Origin of the sequence: Streptomyces agglomeratus (assembly GCF_001746415.1) — a bacterium.
Lineage (GTDB): Bacteria > Actinomycetota > Actinomycetes > Streptomycetales > Streptomycetaceae > Streptomyces > Streptomyces agglomeratus.
The window spans coordinates 1,221,963-1,239,993 of sequence record NZ_MEHJ01000001.1 but is presented as its reverse complement, the minus strand read 5'-3'; the positions used below and the strand labels follow the sequence as shown (position 1 = coordinate 1,239,993).

The following is an 18,031-nucleotide window of genomic DNA, read 5'->3' as shown; positions in this document are numbered from 1 at the left end:
CCGTGTCTGCGTCCGTAGGGATACGTGCCGGGGGACCGGGCTGTTCATCGATCTTCCGGCCACTCGGGAGGCCGCGCATGCCGAGCCGGTCCGGCCGGAGGAAAGGCGGCCTGAATGTGGGTCAATATGCCACCGGCAGGGGAGAGTTCGGGGGATAGTGGGATCCGCAGGCCGGCATACGGACCCTTGTCACGGCCCGTACGGGGCCGTACTTTTGCCGATTGCGACGTGTCCGAAACGCGTGACGTGAGTGGGGGAACCGAGCATGGCCGCAACCGGTCGACACCGCCGGTACCAGCCGAGCCGTATCAACCGTGCATCGCTGACGGTCACGGCAGGCGGCGCCGGAATAGCTTTGCCACTTGTCGCGCCGGGAGCGGCGGACGCCGCTTCGGTGGACGTCTGGGAGAAGGTCGCGGCGTGCGAATCGACCAACAACTGGCAGATCAACACGGGTAACGGCTATTACGGCGGATTGCAGTTCAAGCAGTCCACCTGGCAGGCGTACGGCGGTACGGCATACGCCCCGCGCGCCGACCTGGCCACCAAGGACGAGCAGATCGTCGTGGCCGAGAAGGTGCTGAAGGGGCAGGGGCCGACGGCCTGGCCGCTGTGTTCCGTACGGGCCGGCCTGACCCGCGGCGGCGACGTGCCGGACGTCGCCGCGCGGTCCGGGGCGGCCGCGCAGGCGAAGAAGGCGCCGGCCCCCGAGCGCCGCGCGGCCGGGGGCGCCGGGCGGGCGGAGGCGATGGGCAAGGCCACGGCGAAGGCCGAGGCCACGCCGAAGGCCAAGGGCAACGGCAGGACGTACACCGTCGCGGGTGGTGACACCCTCTCCACCATCGCGGACGCCGAGGACGTCAGGGGCGGCTGGCAGCGCCTGTACGCCGCCAACCGCGAAGTCGTCGGCGGCGACCCCGACCTGATCATCCCCGGACAGCGTCTGTCGCTGGACGGCAAGCAGAGATCCAAGCCGGGCGCGAAGACACGGCCCGCAGCCGGCAAGGGCGGCGAGGTCGACCGCGCCTCCGTCCCCAGGCCGCCCAAGAAGGAGAGCAGGTCCCGGGGGATGTCCGCCCCGGTCGAGTCCGGCCCCAGTACGCCCTACCGCGCGGCCGGATCCTCCTGGGCCAAGGGCTACCACACCGGCGTCGACTTCCCGGTGCCCACCGGTACCGCCGTGAAGTCCGTCGCTTCCGGCCGGGTCGTCTCGGCCGGCTGGGGCGGGGCGTACGGCTATCAGGTCGTCATCCAGCACGCCGACGGCAAGTACAGCCAGTACGCGCACCTGTCGGCGCTCACCGTCCGCGAGGGCCAGAAGGTGGGTGGCGGCCAGCGCATCGGCCGCTCGGGTTCCACCGGCAACAGCACCGGCCCCCACCTCCACTTCGAGATCCGCACCGGGCCCGGTTACGGCTCGGACATCGACCCGCTGGCCTACCTCAGGGCGGGCGGCGTCACCGTCTGAGTCCGCGTGTGCGGCCGTGCCGCCGGACGCCGTGTCCGCGGACGCGGCTGCGGCGCGGCCGGCGCCGTCCGCGTTGCCCCTGCCGCCGGTGCGGGCTGGGGTGCGGGCTGCGGTGACATCGGTGGCGCCGATGCCTGCGGCGGTACACCGGGCAGCCCGGCCGGCCGCTCGGCGTGCGCCCCGAGCCGCTCCGTCGTCAGCAGGATGAGCCCGCCCGCCGCGACGACCCCGCAGCCCAGCGCCAGGGCCGTGCCGGTCGCGCCGTACCGGAAGTGCTCGCCGAAGAGCATGATGCCGACGGCGGCCGCGACCACCGGGTTGGCCACGGTGACCGTGGCCAGCGGGGCGGCCAGACCGGCGCCCCGGTAGGCCGCCTGGGAAAGCATCATGCCCGCGGCCGCCAGCCCCGCGATCGTCAGCAGGCTCGGCAGTTGGGCATTCGGCCCGTCGAGTCCGCCCGCCGCCGTCCAGTCGACCGCCACCGTCTTGGTGAACACAGAGGCGATGCCGAACGCGACGCCCGCCGCCGTCGCCAGCAGGATGCTGCGTACGACGGCCCGGTGCACCCGCTGTGCCACGAGGAACAGCGCGGCCACCGCCCCGAAGGTCACCAGTGCCACCGCCAGCCGCTCGCCGCCGCCCAGCGACTGCGCGTCGGCCGTGCCGGTCAGCGACAACAGGCCCGCGAGACCCGCCGACGCCATGATCGCGCCGCGCCACGCGGCGGCGCCCGCCCTGCGGCGGACGAAGACGGCGGCCATCGGCAGTGCGAAGACGATGGTCAGCGCACCCAGCGGCTGGACCAGGCTCAGCGGCCCGTACGCCAGCGCCCCCACGTGCAGCAGCGCGCCGAGCCCGTTGAGCGCCACGGCGGCCCACCAGGCGGCGTGGCGCAGCGGGGCGTACGGACGGGACGGGGTCGTGGCCGCGACGCGCTCCTGCACGATGGCCCCGGCCGCGTAGGCGACAGCGGAGACCAGCGCCAGCAGCACGGACAGCGCGAGAGCACTCATGTGCTCCACGATGTCTCTTCCCGGCGTTCACGTCGTCGTCCTTGAGCACGCATTCGGACGTACTGCCGACGTAGTACGGCGTACCTCTCAGGTCCTCCTCCCGGTGGTATGTCCCCTCCCAGGGGTGGAGGACAACAGGCGCCCCACCCGTCCCGGCGGCGTGTGAGACTTGCCCCGGCGAGAGGGCGGGCAGGACATGGACCTGGCGGAAGTGGCATCGGTGGGCGGTTTCTTCGCCCTGCGTACCGGAAGACCCGACGAGGGCGCCCACGTGCCGCTCGCACGGATCTACGCGGGCGACACGACCCCGCTGACCTTCCGCGTCGACAAGGTCGCCGCGCGGCTAGGCGCCCCGGAGCGCAGGGTCGCCGCCTCCGTCGCGCAGCTGGGGCTCGCCGCCCGGCTGTGGTCGCTCGCCCTCGGCCCGGCGGCGCTGTACGGCGAGTTCCCCGACCTCCCGCCGGAGGGTCTGCGGTGGGACGCCGACCTGACGTCGCCGCACGACCTGTGGCTGGTGGAGCCGCCGCGTCCGCTGCCCGCCACCGCCGAGCGGATCCGCGAGGTGGTCCAGTACGGCCATCTCGAACCCCTCGCGGACGCGCTGGGCCGGGACGGCCGGATCTCGCGCCCCCTGCTGCGCGGGAACGCGGGCTCGGCGCTGGCCGGCGCCGCCCGTGAGCTCCACACCTGGGCGCGGAAGAACGGGCGGCCCGAGGTGGGGGAGCGGGCCCTGGCTCTGGCCGCCGAGTTGTTCCGCCATCCCGCCCTGCGCTCCACCGGCACTCTGGACGGCGCGTCCTTCCGCCGCGCGAGCTGCTGCCTCTACTACCGTTGCCCGTCCGGTGGTCTGTGCGGCGACTGCGTGTTCGAGCGTCCTCCGCTGCGGTCTTCCGCCGGGCGCGGATCTGAGTGACCATCAAGGGAAGGCGACGACGGGGGGACCGCGGTGAAGGTGGGACTGCTCACCCGCGAGTATCCGCCCGACGTCTACGGCGGGGCCGGCGTCCATGTCGAGTTCCTGGCACGGGAGTTACGGTCCCTCGCCGAGGTCGACGTGCACTGCTGGGGCCCCGGTGACCCCCGCGCCGCGGTCTACGGCCACCGCCCCGACAGCGCACTCGCCGACGCCAACGAAGCACTGCGCGCCTTCTCGGTCGACCTGTCGATGGCAGCCGCGCTCGAAGACCGCGACCTGGTGCACTCCCACACCTGGTACACCGCACTGGCCGGCCACGCCGGGAAGCTGCTGTACGGCATCCCGCACGTCATGACCGCCCACTCACTGGAGCCCCTGCGCCCCTGGAAGGCCGAGCAGCTGGGCGGCGGCTACGCCCTTTCCAGCTGGGCCGAGCGCACTGCGATCGAGTCGGCCGACGCCGTCGTCGCCGTCTCGCACGGCATGCGCGCCGACATCCTGACCAGCTATCCGGCGCTCGACCCCGGCCGGGTGCGCGTCGTGCACAACGGCATCGACACCTCGCTCTACCGGCCCGATCCGCACACGGACGTGCTGGACCGCGTCGGCATCGACCGGGGGCGCCCGTACGCCCTGTTCGTCGGCCGCATCACCCGCCAGAAGGGCGTTCCCCACCTGCTGCGGGCGGCGCGCCGGCTCCACCCGGCCACGCAGCTCGTCCTGTGCGCCGGCGCCCCCGACACCCCGGAGATCGAGCGGGAGTTCCGCGAACTCGTCGACGAGCTGCGCCGCACCCGCGACGGCGTGCACTGGGTCGAGCGGATGCTGCCGCGCCCCGACGTCGTCCAACTCCTCACCCACGCGGCCGTGTTCGTCTGCCCCTCGGTGTACGAACCGCTGGGCATCGTCAACCTGGAGGCGATGGCGTGCGGCACGCCCGTCGTGGCCTCGGCGGTCGGCGGCATCCCCGAGGTCGTCGAGCACGGCGGCACCGGCCTGCTCGTTCCGTACGACGAGGCGGACCCCGGTGGCTTCGAGGCGGGCCTGGCGGCCGCCGTCGACCGGCTGGCCGGCGACCGGGACACCGGAAGGCGGATGGGCGCGGCGGGACGCGAGCGCGCGGTGCGCGAGTTCGGCTGGGGCGCCGTGGCGCGCCGCACGGCCGATGTGTACGAGGAGATCCTCAAGTCCAGGTAGCAAGAAGGGGGCGGCAGATGCGCGGTGGACCTTCGGTGCTCGGGATCGTACTGGCAGGCGGGGAGGGCAAGCGGCTGATGCCGCTCACCGCCGACCGGGCCAAACCGGCGGTGACGTTCGGCGGCACGTACCGGCTCGTCGACTTCGTCCTGTCGAACCTGGTGAACGGCGACATCATGCGCAACTGTGTGCTGACGCAGTACAAGTCGCACTCGCTCGACCGCCATGTGACGACCACCTGGCGGATGTCCAGCCTCCTCGGCAACTACGTCACCCCGGTCCCCGCCCAGCAGCGGCTCGGGCCGCGCTGGTACCTGGGGAGCGCGGACGCGATCCTCCAGTCGCTCAACCTCGTGTACGACGAACAGCCCGACTACATCGCCGTGTTCGGGGCCGACCACGTGTACCGCATGGACCCGCGGCAGATGCTCCAACGCCACATCGAGAGCGGCGCCGGGGTGACGGTCGCCGGTATCCGGGTGCCGCGCTCCCAGGCGTCGTCGTTCGGCGTCATCACACCCGCCGCCGACGGGACCAGGATCGAGCGGTTCCTGGAGAAGCCCACCGACCCGCCGGGCCTGCCCGGGGACCCGCGCCGCGTCTTCGCCTCCATGGGCAACTACATGTTCACCGCGAAGGTGCTCGTCGACGCCCTGCACCGGGACGCCGAGGACGAGAACTCGGTGCACGACATGGGCGGTTCGATCCTGCCCATGCTCACCGAGCGCGGGGTGGCGCAGGTGTACGACTTCGACGACAACCACGTGCCGGGGGAGACGCCGCGCGAGCACGGCTACTGGCGCGACGTCGGCACGCTCGACACGTACTACGACGCCCATATGGACCTCATCTCCGACCAGCCGCAGTTCAGCCTGCACAACCGTCGCTGGCCCGTCTACACCCACCCCGGTCAGCTGCCGCCGGCCCGTTTCGTCTCCGGCGGCATCGCGGGCGAGTCGATCGTCAGCGCCGGATGCTGCATCGGCGGCCAGGTCACCCGGTCCGTGCTCTCGCCGGGGGTGGTGGTGGAGGAGGGGGCCGTGGTGCAGGGGTCCGTCCTGCACGACAACGTCCGCATCGGCCGGGGCGCCGTCGTCAGGGGTTCGATACTGGACAAGAACGTCGACGTACCGCCCGGGGCGACGATCGGCGTGAACCCGGAGCGTGACGAGCAGCTCTACACGGTCTCCGGGAGCGGCGTCGTCGCGCTCGGCAAGGGACAGGTGGTGGCGTGACCCCCGGGTGTGAGATGCGTCGCTGCGCGTGCCGTACAGGGGCGAGCGGTTTGGCACCGCGTGCCCCGCTTGCGTAAAGTTCGGATTTTGGTACTTCACAAGCGGCACATGCGGCACGAGCACACGAGGACAGCAGCGGCGATGACGGTGACAGAGGACAGTCCGGCGGCGTACGGCGACATCCCGGACGGCCAGGACACCCAGGCGTTCGGCCCCGGCATCGACCCGGACCGCATGGCCGTCTGTCTGAGCGTGCTCGACGAGCTCGACAAGCTGGACGTCGACCACCCCGACGCCATCGCGGTACGCCGCGCCACCGCAGGCATCTACCGGACCGTGAAGCAGCGCCGCCGCCAGGAGCGCCGTGCCGCGAAGACGGCCCACGACCGGGCCGTCACGCACGCGACCGCGACCGGTTCGGCCGACCGCATCGACGACGAGACGCAGGGCGTCCTGCCGTCCTCCTCGGCGACCGCCGAAATCGCGGGCATACTCCAGCGGCCCCGCTCCTGCTACATCTGCAAGACGCGTTACGTCGAGGTCGACGCCTTCTACCACCAGCTGTGCCAGAAGTGCGCCGCCGAGAACCGCGCCCGCCGCGACGCCCGCACCGACCTGACCGGCCGGCGCGCGCTGCTCACCGGTGGCCGCGCCAAGATCGGTATGTACATCGCGCTGCGGCTGCTGCGCGACGGCGCGCACACCACCATCACCACCCGCTTCCCCAACGACGCGATCCGCCGCTTCAAGGCGATGGCGGACAGCGACGAGTGGATCCACCGCCTCAAGATCGTCGGCATCGACCTGCGCGACCCGGCCCAGGTCGTCGCGCTCGCCGACTCGGTCGCGGCCGAGGGCCCGCTCGACATCCTGATCAACAACGCCGCGCAGACCGTACGCCGCTCCCCGCGCGCGTACAGCGAGCTGATCGGCGCCGAGTCCGCCCCGCTGCCCGCCGGTGAGCTGCCGGCCGCCGAGGTCATCGGCGCCTTCGGCTCCGGCGCCCAGCTCTCCCTGCCCACGGCCCGTCCGGAGGGCCTCACCGCCCAGCAGGTCACCGACCTGGCGCTGGTGACGGGCTCGACGTCGCTCGCCAGGATCGAGGCGGGCACGGCGATCGACGCCGGCGGGCTCGTACCCGACCTGGACGACACGAACAGCTGGATCCAGACAGTTTCCGAGGTCGACCCGGTCGAGCTGCTCGAAGTGCAGCTGTGCAACTCGACGGCGCCGTTCATCCTGATCAGCCGGCTGCGCCCGGCGATGGCCGCCGCCGCCGCCAAGCGCAAGTACGTCGTCAACGTCTCCGCGATGGAAGGTGTGTTCAGCCGCGGCTACAAGGGCGCGGGCCACCCGCACACCAACATGGCCAAGGCCGCGCTGAACATGCTCACCCGCACCAGCGCCCAGGAGATGCTGGAGACCGACGGCATCCTGATGACCGCCGTCGACACCGGCTGGATCACCGACGAGCGCCCGCACCCCGACAAGATCCGGCTGGCCGAGGAGGGCTTCCACGCCCCGCTCGACCTGATCGACGGCGCGGCCCGCGTCTACGACCCGATCGTGCGCGGCGAGGACGGCGAAGACCTCTTCGGTGTCTTCCTCAAGGACTACGCCCCCGCCAACTGGTAAGAATCCGGCATCGCGCCGGCGATGAGCCGGCAGTGAGCGGACACAGGTCCGGTGCGTGACGCCCGTCGTGGGTGCGTCACCCACCGGACTTTTGTGTACGGCCGCCGGCTCCGGCATGCGTCGGCGTACCGCACCCCGGCTGAACAGGGCGTGAAGGGCGACAGGCCGAAAGGTGACGTAAACCATCGAGCGGAACCGCGCTCATATGGGTACTCTGTTGGACACGGACAGCCTCACCCAGGCCACTCCATTCTGAACAACCGGCGCCACCGCGACCGAACTGCCCCAAATTCCCTGACCCCTCGGGCGCTCAGGTCGCCGTCGGCCCAGGCCGAGGCGATACGTCCGACGGGTTGCGCGACACAAAGGAGTGCGCGGTGACGCCAGAAATGACAAAGCAGGACAAGCGTTCGCATGAACGCGGCGAACGGGCCGGTCAGGCCCGCCGTCGCAGGCCCGACGAACTCGGCAGCCTCGAAGTGTGGTCCCGGTCCGCCCCGATCAGACTGGCCGGGTACGAGGACGACCTGGCAGAGCCGCACATCCTGCCCGGCATCGACTGAGCGAACCCTGTGCGACGGCGCCCCCCCTGCTTGGCCAGTGCGGCCCGGCAGGGGGGACGCCGTGCGTCAGCGGGGGTGCTCCCCGCCGGCCGGCGGCTCCACCTCCAGGAAGCGCCGCCGGCGAGGTCCCCGGTACAGCAGGGCCGTCCAGCCGAGACGGCCCAGTTCGGTGGCGCACCCGGTCAGCGCCTCGTGTTCCTCCTGGGCGGCGCCGCCGCCGGGCGGGCCGAGCCACTCCACGCGGGCCGTTCCCGCCCGCTCGCCCGCGCCGACGCGGTAGCCGGTCGCGGTGCGCGCGCCGCCGGCGTCGACGGCGGAGGGCGCGTAGCCCGCTGCCTCCAGCGCCAGAGCCACGGACCGCACCACCTGGTTGGTCTCCCACGCCGCCGGTACGGCCTCCGGGTCTCCGGCCTCGGTGTTCGTCAGGCGCCGGATCTGCATCAGCCCTTCGAACGCGACCCGCACCTCGGCGGCCCGCCGCGCACCGGACGCATCCCCGGCCCCTGGCGCCGGTCCGTCGCCGGTCGCTGCCTCGAACGCTCCCGCCGTCATCGCTCCGCCCGCCTCCGGCCTGCCTTCCGGTTCATCCGGACGCCGATTCTGTCAGTACGGCGCCGTACGGGCGAGAGCCATCGGCGGCCGGAACTCGCGGACGAGCGTGCGGTGCCACCAGGCGCGCGTCTCCCGCAGTTCGCGCCAGGTGGTGAATCGGTAGCGGTAGACGCGGGCCCGGACATGGGTGGGCGGGGCGTCGGGGAAGGGGTTGGTCCGCAGCAGCCGCAGCGTCGCCGGGTCGCCCGTCAGCAGCCGCTCGACGAACGGGTCGAACCAGGCATACGCGTAGGCGGGGGAGAGCGCCGCGAACCACATCATCCAGTCGAGGCGCAGATGGTACGGCGCGAACTGGCGCGGCAGTCTGCGCGGATCGCCCGGCTTGCCCTTGAACTCGTACGCGCGCCACACCGTGCCCCGGTGCACCACCGGTTCGTCCGTACCCTCGACGACGATCTCCTGACGGACGCGGCTGATGCTTCCGAACGCGCCGTAGGCGTTGACCAGGTGAAGCGGATCGTACGAACGGTTCATCGCCTGGCGCCGGGAGAGCAGATTGCGCGCGGGCCGGTAACTGAGGGCGAGCACCAGCGCGGTGACGGCGATGACCAGCACCTCGTACCAGAGCGGGGAGGCGGGCAGGTCCGGCGCGGTGACCCAGGGAGAGAAGTCGATGGCCGAGACCGCCAGAACGATCGTCAGCCAGTTCAGCCAGGCGAAGTTTCCGGAGAGCACCAGCCACAGCTGCGTCAGGATCATCAGGCCGGCCGCCGCCCCCGCTACCGGCTGCGGCGTGAACAGCAGTACGGGAACCAGTAGCTGGGTCACGTGGTTGGCCGCCACCTCCACCCGGTGCAGCGGTCTGGGCAGGTGATGGAAGAACCAGCTCAGCGGGCCCGGCATCGGCTGCGTCTCGTGGTGGTAGTCGAGGCAGGTCAGCTTCCGCCAGCAGAGGTCGCCGCGGATCTTGATCAGTCCGGCTCCGAACTCCACCCGGAACAGGACCCAGCGCAGCAGCCACAGCACCAGCACGGGCGGGGCGGTGCGCTCGTTGCCGAGGAAGACGGCGAGGAACCCGGCCTCCAGGAGCAGCGACTCCCAGCCGAACGCGTACCAGGTCTGCCCGACATTGACGACGGACAGGTACAGCGCCCACAGGACCGCCCACATCAGCATCGCGGTCCACAGCGGAAGCCGGTCCGCCGCGCCCGCGACGAGCGCCGCCGCCAGCAGCACGCCCGCCCACGCGCACCCCGCGAAGAACCGGTCCGAGTAGTGGAGGTGGAAGAGGGTCGGCGACTCGCGCCAGGGAACCCGACGGAGATACGCCGGCACCGGCAGGATGCCCCGGGAGCCGATGAGCGCGCGGAACTGAAGCGCGGCGGCGAGGAAAGCGACCAGATACACGGCGGCCAGGGCCCGCTGGAAGACCAGCCGGCTCAGCCAGTAGTCGGGCTCGGTGAACCACTCCATCACGCCCATTATCGGCGTACGGGTGCTCCCGCGGCGATCCGCTGGAGGGTCCTGCCGAGGCGCCGGGCGTACCAGTGCTGGCAGACGGGCACGAAGGATCCGGCGAGCCGGGTGTACCAGCGGCCCGGCAGGCTGAACGCGGTGACGGTGAACCACACCGTTCCGTCGTCGGCCAGCTCCACGACGAACGACTCCTCGCCGCGTTCCGGGTGCCGGCCCGTCGTCCCGTACGCGAATCCGGTCCGGTCGCTCTCGTACGCCGTCCAGACGACCACGCACGGTGCGGTCAGGCGCAGCGGTCCGATGCCGATCGCGCACTCGACGGCCACGCCGGGCTCGGCCCGCGCGGCGTCCGCCCGTACCCGCACGCCCGACGCCCGGTGCAGCCGCCAGGTGGTCACCGCCCTGCCCGCCGCTTCGAAGGCGGCGCGTCCGGCGCCCACGGGAACGCGGTGGCGCAGGTGGTGGTAGCCGGCGGGCAGGGTGTCCTGCCGGGTGGCGCCGACCTCGGGGTAGGTGAAGGTGCTCATACGGTGTTCTCCTTGGCGAATCGTGGGTCGAGTCGTCGGTCGAGTCGCCGCCAGGCCAGCACCGCGCACAGTGCGAACCCCAGCGCGTTGCCCAGACCGTGGGTGGCGGCCATCCAGGTCAGACCGGGGTGCGGAAGGCCGGTCGCTTCGCCGAGCGCCCAGCTGAGGGCCAGCAGCATCGTCGCGACCAGGACGGCGGCCGAAACGGCGAGCAGCGTGCGGGTCGTCCGGTCCTGTCGGTCGTCCCGTACGTCCTGCCAGGTCAGCAGCGCCACCGCCCACATGCCGGCGGTGAGTACGACGGCTCCGGCCAGCTCGGCCCAGTCGTCGACGAAGTACCCGGCCAGCACGAGCAGCGTGCCGAGCGGCACGCTCAGCGCCGCGAACCGGCCGGCCGGCCGGTTCGCGGTCGTCCGGCACACCAGCCCCGCCACCAGGGCGGCTGCGAAGCCCGCGAAGTGGAAGTGGGGCACGGTGAGCGCGAGGATCTCCAGGTCGAAGCCGAACAGTTCGTGCCCCGACCGCTCGGCGACCAGCGCGAGGCCCGCGACCGACGGGGTCGCGAGCGCGGTGAGTACGGCGATCTCGGCCGGGTCGAGCGAGCGGGTCCGGGCCAGCCGCGCCGGGGCGTGCAGCGCGAGGGCCAGCGTTCCGGCGGCGTACACCGCGGCGAGCGCGGTGGCGGCCGGGCCGCGCGGCAGCCACAGAGCGACGGCTCCCGGCGCCGCGAGCAGCGGCCACAGCCGCCGGATCCGGGTGAGCCCGGGCGAACCGAAGAGCCGCAGCCCCATGGGGACGATGACGAGCATCCCGAGCATCACGATCAGATTGACCAGCACGGACACCGCGAACCCCCTGTTTGAACGTGTTCAAATCATCTCGGGGCGACCCTACGGTGAAAATTGAACACGTTCAAGTCTCTGTTCCCGGGTGCGGACCGCCCCGGGCTCCCGCACCTGGCGGCGGGCGGCGTACCAGGGGGCGGCCGCCGTCCCGCATGCGCCCGCCGCGAGCTGCGCCTAGCGTGAGCCCATGGACGCGGGCGCAGGGGGCGGCGGGGCGGCGGAGTACTGCCGCTGCTGGGAGCGGAAAGGCGGTGTGGCGTGCTGCTTTTTCGATGTGTACGGGTCCGTGCTCGGCATGGGGGGCTTCGACTGGGACCTCGACAGCGGGCTCATGCGGATGGACGAGTCCGCCCTCGCCGTCTTCGACCTGCGCCCCGACGAGTACTCCGGCCGCCCGGAGGAGCTCGCCGGCCGTGTGCCGCCCACCGAGGCGGCCCGCCTGGACGCCCAGGTCTCCCAGGCGCTGAAGGACGGCAGCGTGACGTACGGCGCCTACTTCCGCATCCGCTGCCGCGACGGCAGCCTGCGCTGGACCCACACCCAGGGCTGCGTACGCCGTGACACCACCGGCCGGCCGCGCCGCATCATCGGCATCGTCCGCGACGCCACCCAGGAACTCGCCGACTCCACCGACCGGCTCGAACACGACGCGGAACGGCGCCGCAAGACCAGCCTGGTCCAGGGCACGACCGCCGCACTCGCCCACGCGCGCACCGTCAAGGACGTCATCGACGTGCTCAACGACTCGCAGGGCCTGGAGAACCTCGGCGCGACCAGCCTCGTGATGGGGCTGGTCGAGGCGGGCCGCATCCATCTCGTCGCCGACGGCCCCGACGGCTCGTTCGTGCCCGGCACCCGCTACACGCGGATCGACGAGCAGTACCCGATGAGCGAGGTGGTCCGTACCCTCGCGCCCCGTTTCATCGAGTCGCCGGAAGACTTCGCCAACTCCTACCCGATGCTCTGGCCGCACATCAGGGGCCTCGGCATCACCTCCGCCGCCTACCTGCCGCTGATCGCCCAGGCCCGCCCCGTCGGCGCGCTGGGGCTGCTGTACGGCGACCGGATCGGGTTCACCTCAGACGAGCGCAACGTCCTGATCGCGCTGGGCAGCAGCATCGCGCAGAGCCTCCAGCGGGCCATGCTCTTCGAGCAGGACAAGGACCTGGCCGAGGGCCTCCAGCAGGCCATGCTGCCGCGCCGTATCCCGTCCGTCCCCGGTGCGCAGATCGCCGTCCGCTACCGTGCGGCCCGCCTCGGCCGTGACGTCGGCGGCGACTGGTACGACGTGATTCCGCTGCCGGGCGGACGCGTCGGCGCCGTCATCGGCGACGTACAGGGCCATGACACGCACGCCGCCGCCGTCATGGGACAGCTGCGCATCGTGCTGCGCGCGTACGCCGCCGAGGGCCACACGCCGGCCACGGTGATGGCACGGGCGTCCGTATTCCTCGACGAGCTGGACACCGACCGCTTCGCCACCTGTACGTACGCCGAGACCGACCTGACCACCGGGGTGGTCCAGCTCGTACGGGCCGGTCACATCGACCCGCTCGTGCGCCACGCCGACGGCACGTGCCGCCGGCTGCCCGTCGAGGGCGGCCTGCCGCTCGGCCTCTCGGCGGAGTTCGGTCAGCTCGAATACCCGGTGACGACGGTCGAGCTCGACCCCGGCCAGGCCCTGCTGCTGTGCACCGACGGGCTCGTGGAACTGCCGGGCGCCGACCTCGACGACGGCATGCAGATGCTTTCCGCCCTGGTCCGCACCGGGCCCCGCGACCTCCAGCAGCTCGCCGACAAACTGTGCGAAGTCGTCGACGAGCGGGGCGGCGAGGACGATGTGGCGCTGCTGCTGCTCCTCCGCAAGGGCGCGGACGTACCCAGGGCCGGCGGGCGGCTACAGCAGCACGTCGCGCAGAACGACCCCGAAGCGCTGAGCTCGGCGCGGCACATGGTCCGGGCGGCGGTCCGGGCCTGGGGGGCCCGCGAGCGCGCGGACGAGATCGAGCTGGCCGCCGACGAGCTGATGACCAACGCGCTGATGCACACGGACGGCGGGGCCGTCATCACCGCCCGCGTACTGGCCGGCGCCGAGCGCAGACTGCGGATCGAGGTCGAGGACCGCTCCAGCGCGCTGCCGCGCCGCCGAGAGGCGGGGGAGTCGGGGGTGTCGGGGCGGGGGCTGATGCTCGTCGACCGGCTGGCGGACGTGTGGGGCGTCGAATCGCGGGGCAGCGGCAAGTGCGTCTGGTGCGAGTTCGTCGTGCCCGACCGGCCCTGAGCGCTCCTGACCATACTGTTCGGTAACGTTCTGTGGTCAGGTCGTACTTGACCGTAGCCGATCGTTCGGTATTGACTGCGGCTCTCCCACCGGCCACCGACGACGTGAGGGCTCATTGAGCACCGAGCTTCTGGCACCGCTTGACCTGGCGTTCTGGCACCTCGAATCCACCGAACATCCCATGCACCTGGGCGCCCTCGCCTTCTTCGAGGGCACGTCGGCGGCCGACGGTGACCGGGTCGCCGGGCTGCTGGCCGGGCGCGCCGCCGCCATCCCCCGGCTGAGAATGCGCGTACGCGCCGTCCTGCTCCCCGTGGGCGGGGCGGCCTGGTTCGCGGCCAAGGACTTCGACGTACGCCGCCACGTACGGCAGATCCGGCTCCCCGGCGGGGACTTCGCCGCCCACGCCACCGGGATCGCCGGCGAGCTGATGGAACAGCCGCTCGAACGCGGACTGCCGCCCTGGGAGATGTACGTCCTGACCGCCGCGGACTCCGGGATGTTCGCCGTACTCGTCAAACTGCACCACGCCCTCGCCGACGGCATGCGCGCCGTCGCCATCGGAGCCGGCATCTTCGACCAGATCGCGGGCGCGGGCGCGGCGGGAGCCCGGCGGGAGCGCAGCGTGCCGCCCCGGTCGTGGCTGCCGGGGCCGCACCAGGTCGTCGGCTTCGCCCGCGACCGGATCGAGGAGCTGAGCCGGGCCGTCGGCATCGGTGCCTCCGTGATGCGGGCCAGCAGGTTCGACCTGCGGGGGGCGAGCGCGTTCGCGGCGGGCTCCAGCGGGACCCGGCGGCTCGCCACCGCCGTGCTGGGGCTGGACGACGTACGCGGGATCCGCCGGGTCTCGGGCGGCACGGCGAACGACGTGCTCCTCGCCGTCGTCGCCGGAGGTCTGCGCCGCTGGATGCTGGAGCGCGGCGAACCGCTGCCCGGCGCCGACCCGCGCGCCCTCGTGCCGGTGTCCCGGCGCCGCCCCGGCAGCGCGGCGGCCTCCGGCAACAGACTGTCGGCCTACCTGCTGGGGCTGCCCGTCTCCGAGCCCGACCCCTGGGCGCGGCTGACCGCCGTGCGCCGGGCCATGGACCGCAACAAGGCCGAAGGGCCGGGGCGCGGCGCCGGCGCGGTCGCCGTGCTGGCCGACCACCTCCCGCCGCTCGCCCACCGGTTCGGCGCCCCGATCGCGGGCAGCGCGGCGCGGATGCTCTTCGACGTACTCGTGACGAGCGTGCCGCTGCCCCGCTCCACCCTCTCGCTGGGCGGCAGCCCGCTGCGCGCGCTCTACCCGATGGCGCCCCTCGCCCGGGGCCAGTCCCTGGCCGTCGCCCTCACGACGTACGGCGGACGGGTGCACGTCGGCCTCGTCGCGGACGCCAAGGCGGTCCCCGACCTGGACCGGCTGGCCGAGAGCATGACCGACGAGACGGCAGCCCTGCTGCGGGCCGCCACGGGCTGAGGCACGCTGGGAACATGCCCGAACTGCCGGAAGTCGAAGCGCTGCGCGAGTTCCTCGACGCGCACCTGGTCCACCGGGAGATCACCCGCGTCGTCCCGGCCGCGATCAGCGTGCTCAAGACGTACGACCCGCCGCTCTCCGCGCTGGAGGGCGCCGCGGTGACCTCCGTCGGACGGCACGGCAAGTTCCTCGACATCGCAGCGGGCGGCCTGCACATGGTGACCCACCTCGCCCGGGCGGGCTGGCTGCGCTGGAAGGACGACCTGCCGGCCGAGCCGCCGCGCCCCGGCAAGGGGCCGCTCGCGCTGCGCGTCGCCCTGGCGGGCGGCGCGGGTTTCGACCTGACGGAAGCCGGCACGAAGAAGAGCCTCGCCGTGTACGTCGTACGCGATCCGGCGGACGTGCCGGGCATCGCCCGGCTCGGCCCCGATCCGCTCGCCGACGGTTTCGGACGCGACCGGTTCGCGGAGCTGCTGCACGGTGAACGACGGCAGCTCAAGGGAGCCCTGCGCGACCAGAGCCTGATCGCCGGGATCGGCAACGCGTACAGCGACGAGATCCTGCACGTGGCGAAGATGTCGCCCTTCAAGCCCGTCGCGAACCTGACCGACGACGAGATCACGACGCTGTATGAGGCGCTGCGCGGCACCCTCGCCGAGGCGGTCGAGCGATCGCGCGGGGTGGCCGCGGGGCGGCTGAAGGCGGAGAAGAAGAGCGGGCTGCGGGTGCACGGCCGGACCGGGGAGGCGTGTCCGGTGTGCGGCGACACGATCCGCGAAGTGTCGTTCAGCGACTCGTCGTTGCAGTACTGCCCCACCTGCCAGACAGGCGGCAAGCCGCTCGCGGACCGCAGACTGTCACGGCTGCTCAAGTAACGCCCCTGGGGGCGTACGGGCAGGTGGCGTGGGGGTGGTCGGTGTCGCGGAGCGCGGGCGGCGGGCTCACGCCTCGATCGTGACCAGGTGCTTTCCGTTGAGCGTACGGACCTCGAAGCGGTCGATCTCGGCTCCGCTCAGCGCCGCGCCGCCCTGCGTGCGCAGCGGCTCCTCGTGGCCCGCGACGCCCGGCATTCCGTAGCCGCCCGGCGGGACCGCCCAGGTGGTGACCGTCTGCTCCTCGCCGTTCGTGCCGACGACGACCAGTTCGCAGGCCAGCGGCCCTTCGACCCGCGCGAGTTCGAGCCCGATCCCCGACCCCCAGGCGCGTTCCTGGAGCGCGACGGACGCCGAGACGCCGGATGCCGGATCGGTGGCGGCGTACTGCCGTACCGTTTCGCCGCCCTCCTCACCGGCCGGCGCCTGGAGCCCGAGCGCCGCGAGCGGCCCGGCGACGATCAGCGCAGCGGCCGCTGCGACCAGCCGCAGCCGGCGCCTGCCGCGCTGTCGGCGCCCCTCCTCCACCCGGTCGAGCAGCCGCTCCAGCAGCCCGGCCGACGGCCGCTGTGGCAGCGTCACCTGCGCGCCGCCGCCGGGATGCGCGTACGCGGCCAGCGTCGACTCCAGTCCGGCGAACTCGCCGAGCCGCACGGCGCACGTCACGCAGTCGGCCAGATGTTCCTCGAAGCGGAACGAATCCGCTGGATCGAGGACGCCGAGCGCGTACGCGCCGACGTCCCGATGCCGCTGGTCCGTGCTCATGGGGCAATTCCTTGGGGGCTCGCGTGGTTCGTGGGGTAACCGACCGGTCATTCTCAGGTACGTAGACCCCGGGGTTTTTGCTCACGCCACCAGGCGATCCGGCCGCATTTCTCCGCGGCCGGACGCTTCTCGTGAGCCCTGGCAGGCCGCCACGGAAGGGGAGGGTGACAGATGCCCACGTGGAGCCGCTGCTGGGCGTGTACGTCCTCGACGCCCCGCGGGCCGGCGGGAAGGCGGAGGTCGTCTCCCGCCTCGGCCGGTCCGGCGTGTGCCGCGCCGCCTGCCCGGAGGTGGCCGACGCCGCCGCTGCCGCCGCGGGACGACCCGGCGGCGGGCGGTGACAGTGCCTGACGCGCTCCCACCGCATGTGCGTACGCGACCCGTATGTCCGGGTCACCCCGCCTGCTCCTACACTCCCCACCATGTTGCGCGCACTGGCTGTCGACGACGAACGACCGGCACTGGAGGAACTCCTCTACCTGCTGCGCGCCGACCCCCGGGTCCGCAGCGCCGAAGGGGCCACCGACGCCACCGAGACCCTCCGCCGGATCAACCGCGCACTCGACGCGGGCCCCGACGGCGACGACGCCATCGACGTCGTCTTCCTCGACATCCACATGGCCGGGCTCACCGGACTCGACGTCGCCCGGCTCCTCGCCGGATTCGCCCGGCCGCCGCTCATCGTCTTCGTCACCGCCCACGAGGGTTTCGCCGTCCAGGCGTTCGACCTCAAAGCCGTCGACTACGTCCTGAAGCCGGTACGCAGGGAACGCCTCGCCGAAGCCGTACGCCGCGTCTGCGACCAGGTCGAGGCGAGCCCCGCCTTCACGGCAGGGGCCGCGACCGCTGCCCCGCCGCACGCCGCCGCCGCCGACCAGATCCCCGTCGAACTGGGCGGGGTGACCCGCTTCATCCCGATCGCCGACATCGCGTACGTCGAGGCGCAGGGCGACTACGCCCGCCTCCACACGCCCGCCGGCAGCCACCTCGTCCGCATCCCGCTCTCCACCTTGGAGGAGCGCTGGGCCGCCCGCGGCTTCGTCCGGATCCACCGGCGCCACCTCGTCGCCCTGGGCCGCATCGACGAACTGCGGCTGGACGCCGGGGTGACGACCGTGCGCGTCGGCGACGCCGAACTCGCCGTGAGCCGCCGCCACGCGCGGGAGCTGCGCGAACTGCTGATGCGCAGGGCCCGCGGCTGACCACCGGTTTCGGTTCTCCACCGGCCTC

17 protein-coding genes are annotated in these 18,031 nt (G+C 72.6%); 11 read left to right on the top strand and 6 right to left on the bottom strand.

The genetic code is table 11. From position 1 onward, the window contains the following. The first annotated feature begins 265 nt into the window (after window positions 1-265). Complete coding sequence (locus AS594_RS05180) at window positions 266-1,468, top strand: transglycosylase family protein (protein ID WP_069934966.1); 1,203 nt, start codon at window positions 266-268, stop codon at window positions 1,466-1,468. Here the strand turns inward: AS594_RS05180 and AS594_RS05175 are convergent. Further along, window positions 1,438-2,481, bottom strand: coding sequence for a DMT family transporter (locus tag AS594_RS05175; RefSeq protein ID WP_069933988.1), 1,044 nt, complete (start codon window positions 2,479-2,481; stop codon window positions 1,438-1,440). The genes AS594_RS05180 and AS594_RS05175 overlap by 31 nt on opposite strands. Before the next feature lie 196 nt (window positions 2,482-2,677). Here AS594_RS05175 and AS594_RS05170 point away from each other — a divergent pair, with 196 nt between their 5' ends. The 5 genes from AS594_RS05170 to AS594_RS05150 all read left to right on the top strand — a co-directional run bounded on the left by AS594_RS05170 (window position 2,678) and on the right by AS594_RS05150 (window position 8,027). Next, on the top strand, window positions 2,678-3,394 hold the full coding sequence (locus AS594_RS05170) for a (2Fe-2S)-binding protein (protein ID WP_069933437.1): 717 nt from the start codon (window positions 2,678-2,680) through the stop codon (window positions 3,392-3,394). 33 nt (window positions 3,395-3,427) lie between these two features. Then, window positions 3,428-4,594: a glycogen synthase gene (gene glgA / locus AS594_RS05165; RefSeq protein WP_069933438.1), complete on the top strand. Its 1,167-nt coding sequence runs from the start codon at window positions 3,428-3,430 to the stop codon at window positions 4,592-4,594. Window positions 4,595-4,611: 17 nt separating this feature from the next. Beyond that, a complete protein-coding gene (gene glgC, locus AS594_RS05160; RefSeq protein ID WP_069933439.1) occupies window positions 4,612-5,829 on the top strand; it encodes a glucose-1-phosphate adenylyltransferase in 1,218 nt (405 codons plus the stop codon). Window positions 5,830-5,970: 141 nt separating this feature from the next. After that, window positions 5,971-7,464 carry an SDR family NAD(P)-dependent oxidoreductase gene (locus AS594_RS05155; protein ID WP_069933440.1) on the top strand — a complete coding sequence of 498 codons (1,494 nt, stop codon included), beginning with the start codon at window positions 5,971-5,973 and terminating at the stop codon, window positions 7,462-7,464. 377 nt (window positions 7,465-7,841) lie between these two features. Further along, entirely contained in the window at window positions 7,842-8,027 is a 186-nt protein-coding gene (locus AS594_RS05150; RefSeq protein WP_069925875.1) for a hypothetical protein, read from the top strand. A gap of 66 nt (window positions 8,028-8,093) precedes the next feature. Here AS594_RS05150 and AS594_RS05145 read toward each other — a convergent pair whose 3' ends face one another. From AS594_RS05145 to AS594_RS05130, 4 genes are read right to left on the bottom strand one after another with little or no spacing between them, the layout of a single operon-like run. Beyond that, window positions 8,094-8,579 (bottom strand): hypothetical protein, encoded by a 486-nt coding sequence (locus AS594_RS05145; protein ID WP_069934965.1) that lies wholly within the window; start codon window positions 8,577-8,579, stop codon window positions 8,094-8,096. Window positions 8,580-8,630: 51 nt separating this feature from the next. Continuing rightward, window positions 8,631-10,052 carry a lipase maturation factor family protein gene (locus AS594_RS05140; protein WP_069933989.1) on the bottom strand — a complete coding sequence of 474 codons (1,422 nt, stop codon included), beginning with the start codon at window positions 10,050-10,052 and terminating at the stop codon, window positions 8,631-8,633. Window positions 10,053-10,060: 8 nt separating this feature from the next. Further along, complete coding sequence (locus AS594_RS05135; RefSeq protein WP_069933442.1) at window positions 10,061-10,582, bottom strand: DUF1990 family protein; 522 nt, start codon at window positions 10,580-10,582, stop codon at window positions 10,061-10,063. Continuing rightward, window positions 10,579-11,427, bottom strand: a complete 849-nt coding sequence (locus tag AS594_RS05130) for a YndJ family protein (protein WP_069933443.1) — start codon at window positions 11,425-11,427, stop codon at window positions 10,579-10,581. Before AS594_RS05130 ends, AS594_RS05135 begins: the two co-directional genes overlap by 4 nt. Window positions 11,428-11,722: 295 nt before the next feature. On the opposite strand from AS594_RS05130, the gene AS594_RS05125 reads away from it, so the two are divergent. From AS594_RS05125 to AS594_RS05115, 3 genes are all read left to right on the top strand, one after another. Further along, window positions 11,723-13,708, top strand: coding sequence for a SpoIIE family protein phosphatase (locus AS594_RS05125; protein ID WP_240509235.1), 1,986 nt, complete (start codon window positions 11,723-11,725; stop codon window positions 13,706-13,708). 115 nt (window positions 13,709-13,823) lie between these two features. Next, window positions 13,824-15,164, top strand: coding sequence for a wax ester/triacylglycerol synthase family O-acyltransferase (locus tag AS594_RS05120; protein ID WP_069933445.1), 1,341 nt, complete (start codon window positions 13,824-13,826; stop codon window positions 15,162-15,164). 14 nt (window positions 15,165-15,178) lie between these two features. Next, window positions 15,179-16,039 carry an Fpg/Nei family DNA glycosylase gene (locus AS594_RS05115; RefSeq protein ID WP_069933446.1) on the top strand — a complete coding sequence of 287 codons (861 nt, stop codon included), beginning with the start codon at window positions 15,179-15,181 and terminating at the stop codon, window positions 16,037-16,039. A 66-nt stretch (window positions 16,040-16,105) separates the two neighbouring features. Here the strand turns inward: AS594_RS05115 and AS594_RS05110 are convergent, their stop codons facing one another. Beyond that, window positions 16,106-16,801, bottom strand: a complete 696-nt coding sequence (locus AS594_RS05110) for a zf-HC2 domain-containing protein (protein ID WP_069933447.1) — start codon at window positions 16,799-16,801, stop codon at window positions 16,106-16,108. Window positions 16,802-16,965: 164 nt separating this feature from the next. Between AS594_RS05110 and AS594_RS43845 the strand changes: the two genes are divergently transcribed. Beyond that, window positions 16,966-17,142: a zf-HC2 domain-containing protein gene (locus AS594_RS43845; protein WP_141747149.1), complete on the top strand. Its 177-nt coding sequence runs from the start codon at window positions 16,966-16,968 to the stop codon at window positions 17,140-17,142. A gap of 81 nt (window positions 17,143-17,223) precedes the next feature. Continuing rightward, on the top strand, window positions 17,224-18,003 hold the full coding sequence (locus AS594_RS05105) for a LytR/AlgR family response regulator transcription factor (RefSeq protein WP_069933448.1): 780 nt from the start codon (window positions 17,224-17,226) through the stop codon (window positions 18,001-18,003). The last annotated feature ends 28 nt before the right edge of the window (window positions 18,004-18,031 follow it).